Annotated in this window: 6 protein-coding genes; all 6 read right to left on the bottom strand. The window is 34.3% G+C overall.

Features of this window, described 5'->3' with window-relative positions; genetic code table 11:
• Positions 1-140: 140 nt before the first annotated feature.
• Positions 141-731 carry a dUTP pyrophosphatase gene (locus FAY33_RS18870; RefSeq protein ID WP_143322993.1) on the bottom strand — a complete coding sequence of 197 codons (591 nt, stop codon included), beginning with the start codon at positions 729-731 and terminating at the stop codon, positions 141-143.
• A gap of 157 nt (positions 732-888) precedes the next feature.
• The gene (locus FAY33_RS18865) at positions 889-1890 is read right to left on the bottom strand and encodes an AP2 domain-containing protein (RefSeq protein WP_143322991.1); all 1002 of its coding nucleotides are present in this window, start codon (positions 1888-1890) and stop codon (positions 889-891) included.
• A gap of 153 nt (positions 1891-2043) precedes the next feature.
• Positions 2044-4215 carry an anaerobic ribonucleoside-triphosphate reductase gene (gene nrdD / locus FAY33_RS18860; RefSeq protein ID WP_143322988.1) on the bottom strand — a complete coding sequence of 724 codons (2172 nt, stop codon included), beginning with the start codon at positions 4213-4215 and terminating at the stop codon, positions 2044-2046.
• 37 nt (positions 4216-4252) lie between these two features.
• Positions 4253-4486 (bottom strand): hypothetical protein, encoded by a 234-nt coding sequence (locus tag FAY33_RS18855; protein ID WP_143322985.1) that lies wholly within the window; start codon positions 4484-4486, stop codon positions 4253-4255.
• A 37-nt stretch (positions 4487-4523) separates the two neighbouring features.
• Entirely contained in the window at positions 4524-5096 is a 573-nt protein-coding gene (locus FAY33_RS18850; RefSeq protein ID WP_143322983.1) for a 3'-5' exoribonuclease, read from the bottom strand.
• Positions 5097-5837: 741 nt separating this feature from the next.
• On the bottom strand, positions 5838-5999 hold the full coding sequence (locus FAY33_RS19720; protein ID WP_185967723.1) for a hypothetical protein: 162 nt from the start codon (positions 5997-5999) through the stop codon (positions 5838-5840).
• Positions 6000-6108: the final 109 nt, after the last annotated feature.

The raw sequence follows: 6108 nt of genomic DNA, 5'->3' as shown, positions 1-6108 counted from the left end.
CTACAGTAATAATTTTTTTATTCATTAATCCTCCATCTGTATGTTTGAAGGATACCGGTATCCTAGTTGTTATTTTCTAATCTATGTAAAACCTACGTTTGCAACCGTAGATGAGATTGTTGATGATTACTTTGATTAAGTTATTTGTTGCTGCTACCCAACATTCCGAGTCCACGTTCGCTAGACACAGTTTGCAATTCCTCATAAGATACTTCTCTTGTATTTATCTTCGGAATTGGTAGGATTAAAGCCTGACAAATTGCTTTTGAATACGGATAAATTATTGGTAGATCATCGCTACCAAAATCCTTGTCACCTCCACAATCAAGATAAATACAATCATCTATATATGTCCATCCAAAATCACTTGTTTTCCCGTATTTTGAGATTAATTCCTTTATAGACAAATCGGTGATTATTAAACCTCGTTCTGAAGTATTTGTAATTGGCACAAGCCATTCATTTCTGAAGCCGCTATCAATTATTCCACTTCTCTGTGCAATTCCTTTTGTGCCGGTTGAGCCACGCTCTTTAAGGACTGCGACATAATCCTTTGAAAAAGCACTAGCAATACCAGTAGAAATCAGTTTTGTCTCATGGGGTGGAATGATAATACAATCCTCCTCAAAGCATGGATAAATATCATATCCTGCATCTTCATCTCTCTTAGTTGGAATAGTTGCGTCTGGTTTCACCTTTGCCCACAAAATTTCATTATCTTTTACTGTCATTCATTTCTCCTTATTTTTCAATCTTTTCGTCACATGGAATCATCTGCCCATATACATATTTCTTATCTATTAGTTTGCAAGTGATAATCCATTTCTTCTTGTCAGACTCATCAATTTCACAATGCTTACATTTACTACATTCACTTGTGGTTTTCATTTATATACCTTTCTGATTAACGTATGTAGCCAATCGAACAGAGCTGTCATATTCTGCTACAACATCATCACATGTAAATCCATACTTCTTTTCCGCTTCTTTTCTTACGTTAATTGCTTCATTGAGATTGACATAATCTCCTAAAAATATTGTTTTGTAATTTACTGTAATATATGCCGTCCACATACCTTTATCTTTATTAAAACTAACTCCGGTTTTCCCTGACGTGTTTGCTTTACTAATTCCTCTATTCTTACAATTATCTTTATTGCTTTTAAGCAATATATTACATTTTCTGTTATCGTCCGTATCTCTTGATAGGTGATCTGGTAGCATTGTTCCATGGTCATAATTCCCGTATTTTATTTGTGCTATTACTTGATGAATCATAAGAATCGAAGTTTTATATTTATCATCATCTTTTACGTTTGTGACCCAGTATCCCTTTGAAACATCTCCACGTTTATCTAGTTTTCTCCAATACCATCTCTTCACTATATCATAATCGGCTTTATCTACTAAACATCTGTTACCACTGTCATCAAGAAGAGCAATTCCATTTTCAGTTTCAATTATTTCGTTAATCTTCGTAGAATACTTTTTATTTCTTTTTGCAATTTGTTCACTTGCATAACAACCACAAGACTGAGTGTGTCCAGATTTTAGCTGATATCCCGTTACGCTACTTATCGTTTGATTGCCACAGTCACATTTACATAACCAGTGAACATTTCCCCTTTTTCTTCCTAATAATATATCTTGTTTATCTCTTTCAATATCTCTTGAAATTACAGTTAATCTTCCAAACTTTTTGCCAGTTAAGTCTTCCATAATATTAGGATTATTAAATTTTGAGCACCCGCAAGACTTAATGCGTCCGCTCTTGACGGAATTGAATCTACGAGTTATAATTTTTCCACATTCGCATTTAAAATCAAAATACACTCCATACCGCATTCCATCTTTATTATGAGCTTCGGTTTCGTTATAATTGATACTCATTGCCGTGAGTTTCCAATATGTATTGCCGATTTCTTTTTCTGCTCTTTCATAACGATGTTTGCGAAATGTTTCTGCTCGTTTTAAACGAGTTTCATCGCTTAATATTCTTATAACAATCCTCCTGTATATTTGGAGAGATAATTTCTCTCCGTATTATTGGTGTTTTACTCTCATTTCAACTTCTTGTTGTTTACCACTATTGAAAGCAGTCTTGTAATCACCAGTCAAATATCCGGTTACTCTTCTCAGTCTACGTATTTCATTACATCCACACATGGGGCATTCATTCCCAATATCGTCTGTATATCCACAATTAGTACACATATCATTGGGAACATTAACTGCAAAATATGGGATATCTTTATCCATTGCATAATTCACAATTGTCTCAAGGGCTTCAAGGTTATTTTTTACACTTCCATCTAATTCAACATAAGTTATACAACCTGCTGAGCTATACCCCGTAAGCTGAGACTCAATGTCTATTTTTTCAAATGGACTCATTTCTTTCCATACTGGAACGTGAATGCTGTTTGTAAAAAAGTCCTTATCGGATACATTTTCAATAATCCCATATTTAGCTTTAAATTTGCCCATAGATGTAAAACATAAATTTTCTGCTGGGGTATAATAAACTCCAAAATTTAATTTATACTCTTCTTTAAATTCAGCACATCTCATTTTGAATAATGATTCAATATTTTTAGCAAGTTCCAAACCCTTTTTAGTCGTATGATCACAACCAATCAATATTTGAAGGGTTTCTGCTAACCCAATCTGTCCGATTGCCAATGTTCCGTGCTTTAAAGCACTTCTAATCCCCTCTTCTGGAACGAATCCTTCCATAACTCCATTCTCATACATAAATTTTGCTGACGCTGAATCTTGACTACAAATCCAATTAAATCTCTCAATCAACATATCTTTGGCTTCGTGAATTTTATTATCGAGTAATTGCATAAAATCATCTACATTTTGAGATTCCATTGCTAATGTAGGCATGATAATTGTTGTGGGGCAAATGTTTCCTCTTCCATCCTTTAATTGACCAAATCCATTAACATCAAACCCGTTTGCTGTGCGGCAGCCCATGGTGCTAAAATATGTTCTAGGGTCATTTCTGTCATATCCTTCATTCCCGCTCCAATCAACGTTTGCATAGTTCGGATATAATCTTTGAGCCGTTGAGCGCAATGCTAGTCTGAACAAATCATAATTTGGGTCTTCTGGCTTTCTATTTACTCCACTCATACACTGAAAAATACCACATGGGAAAATAGACGTTTTATGTAATTTGCCGATTCCTTTAATTGATGTTTCAAGCAAGGCTTTTGTAATCATACGTCCCTCTGGCTCTGTGCACGTTCCATAATTAACCGAGGTGAAAGGAAGTTGATTGCCTGACCGGCTCTGAAGAGTGTTGAGATTATGGTACATTCCTTCAACTGCTTGATTAATTTCCTTCTCAGTTTGTTCAATGGCATATTTGTAAGTCAATGGTTTACAATCAGGATATTTGTTAATAGGTCTTTCGTCTGTCAACGCATCAATCCATTCTTGATACAGAGGATTAACCGGTTCGAATATGTACTTCAACCCATCTTTAAAATGTTTGTAAAAACTCTTTCTCACATATGGAACCATAGTCCAATCTAGGTGTGTAGCCGAAACTCCACCGAACTGCTGCAAAGACTGTAACTGAAAAATGACTGCGATTAATTGAAAAGCTGTACTTACTGATTGAGCCGGTCTAACATCTGTTTGTCTTGTGTTGAAACCATTGGTCAACAGTTTATCAAATGGAATACTAAGACAGTTGTGATCTCCTACGGCATAATGGTCAAGGTCATGAATATAAATTTCATTGTTTAAGTGATTGTTTTTTGCCATGTCTGAAATAACAGATTCTAAAGCCAAATTTTTCATTAATACACTATTAGCTTCTCCCATTCTCCCACCAAATGATTCTTCATCAACGTTAGCATTTTGTTTTTTAATGTTTTGTGCAGATATTTTTTCGGCAATTTCATTCATCATTTGACTATTTCGGATTCTCTCAACGCTTCTGTCGTGTCGGTATTGAATATATGCTCTCGCCACATCTTTTCGGCTGCTGGACATTAGTTTCTCTTCAACAATATCTTGAATATCTTCAACCGACATTTCATTATTTAAAGATTCGACGTAATTAGCAATATCCCTTGCCTTTTCTTTTGCATAAGGACTTTCTTCACCATCGACATCAATAAAAGCTTTCAAGATTGCTTTCTTAATCTTACCCTTGTCAAACTCAACCTCACTACCATCTCTTTTAATAATTTTCAAATAAATGATTCCTCCATTCAAATATGTAATATCTATATCAACGTGATTTCTCACGATTGAATTTCATGCAGCCTTTACCGGACTCTCTACCACATAATACATAATAGAAACTGTTTCCCTCATCAAATCCGATAGGCTTTCTTATAATATTGTCAATTACTCTGTCATTGTTATCAGTTACATTGCTGCCACATAGAATCCATGTATTTCCATGCCCATTTTCCTTGATTCTCTGTAATTCAGAGATTAATTCGTTTACTGTTGTTACCATTAAATATCGTTTACACTTTTAATCCTTTCGTTGTTGTCTATCTCTTGTCAAAATCAACATTATTTACAATCTGATATATCTCTCTAATCACCTTCGCATCATATAAGGCATTGTGTTTGTCGCCAATTACTTTATTTTCACGGTAATGGTCATGTAATATTTCTTCTCTTGATTTATCAAAGGCTTCTTTTAAAGTGATATTATATTTCTTTGCAATATCTTGGTTAATATCGTAGCAACCTGGACATATTTGTTTTGGTAAACCCCAGGCATTGGAAAATAAATCAATCAGCAAAACCATATCATAATGACAAACGTCAGAAACCAGCTCCACACTGCTAAATTGGGAAAACCAATTCTCTAATACCTTACCTATCTCCTGTTTGGCTCCAAGGTGATAATTGGGAACATATATAGATTCTCTTTTATGCCAATCCGTTTTGTATAAATGAGCAATTACATTATCTCTAATCCATGTATCACATTGCTTTTCATCATAATCTATTAGTTCAGCATAGAACTGTTTATTGTTTTCAGTCACTAACCCTATGCTTATAAGGGTGGTTCCTTTATGTAATCCTGTAAATTCAGTATCAAAAAATATTTTCAATAAATACTCCTTTCATTTTGAAATAGAAATCTCATTTTCTGCGATTCTTCATTTGCCTAATCGTAGCCGCTATCAATGACTTACAGTCCTCGCAGAGATTAACCTTTGTCGTTTCAACGCATTCAGAATTGTACACTCTAATTCCCCTGTTCATGCCATAATATCCGGTATACATTGGTACTGAATATTCGGTTCCCGAACAGTCGTTTCCACATATGTCGCATACTGTTTTATTCATAAGAGCCCTTTCCTTGTACTTCATTTAACAGTTTTATAGCTTGATCCACATGCTTATATAGCAATCCACCTTGTATGGCATAGAAATTCGTTTTAACCAAATGTGGTATAATATTAAACTTTTCATAATCAGGAAATATTTCATCGTCAAGAACTATCCATGATTCGATATTGCCATGTTCTTGAATCCAGTTATGAATTCCCTCACCACGATTCTCTCCATTATCGTTTGTCTTATCTAAGATATAAAGCCTTTCCTTTTTCAGCTTTTTATCAAGATAATTTCCTGGTTGACCTTGCTCTGATTTATTGAATCGTTCCCAGTCTGATTTCCAAGATGAACATAAAACTATTTTTGCGTCAGTTGCCTTTACTATTTCAGATAAATATTTTACTTTAGAATTATCTATACCGATAAATCCACCGCATCTCGATTTAGACTCATAACAATTCAGAACACCATCAATATCTAAAAATATTATTTTAATAGATTTATCCCCCCTACTATTTATTTGCCTTTAATATATTTAGCAAAGCTCCCAATTTTCCAATGGCTTGACTCAAATATGAGTCACACTTATAATCAGTAGATTCCTTGTATGCCAATTGCAAAATGTTTGAAATTCTTTCTAGCTCTTTTAATACGCTTTCATCTGATACTGTCATATATCCTCCTCGCTTTTCACGATAAAATAACCCTTTGCTTAATAATTATTTTGCTTCAGGTAGCACCAACATGCTATCCTTTGCCTTCTTATAAAAATCTTTCGACACT

This window comes from Clostridium sp. HBUAS56010 (assembly GCF_007115105.1).
In the GTDB taxonomy this organism is placed as follows: domain Bacteria; phylum Bacillota; class Clostridia; order Lachnospirales; family Lachnospiraceae; genus Lacrimispora.
The sequence above is the reverse complement of the archived record's forward strand: the minus strand, read 5'-3'. Positions and strand labels throughout refer to the sequence as shown.